The sequence below is a fragment of the Neisseria sp. P0021.S007 genome, assembly GCF_051956855.1.
Map to the genome: position 1 here is coordinate 1 of NZ_JBQCXA010001623.1, position 453 is coordinate 453.

At 50.1% G+C, this 453-nt stretch carries 1 protein-coding gene; it reads left to right on the forward strand.

The genetic code is table 11. The annotated features are described in order from the left end of the window. Positions 1–453, forward strand: a 453-nt coding sequence (cas1, locus tag ACTHUR_RS20590; RefSeq protein ID WP_440400654.1) for a type II CRISPR-associated endonuclease Cas1, incomplete at both ends; no start/stop codon positions are given.

The following is a 453-nucleotide window of genomic DNA, read 5'->3' on the forward strand; positions in this document are numbered from 1 at the left end:
CCATTAGAAGACATCGCCGTTATCATCATCGAAAACCGCGAAACCCTGATTACTGCCCCGCTCCTATCAGCCTTAGCCGAACATGGCTCAACCCTGCTGACATGTGACGAACAGTTCCTACCCTGCGGACAATGGCTGCCTTATGCCCAATATCACCGCCAACTTAAAATCCTCAAGCTGCAGCTGAATATAAGCGAACCCTTAAAAAAGCAACTCTGGCAACATATCATCCGCCAAAAAATCCTAAATCAAGCATTTGTCGCAGACGAAACAGGCAATGATCTTGCCGCCAAACGGCTGCGCACTTTGGCAGTCGAAGTCCGTTCGGGCGATACAGGAAACCGTGAAGCCCAAGCTGCCGCCCTCTACTTCCAAGCCCTCTTTGGAGAAAAGTTTACTCGCAATGACAACAATGCCGTCAATGCCGCATTGAACTACACCTACGCCGTACTC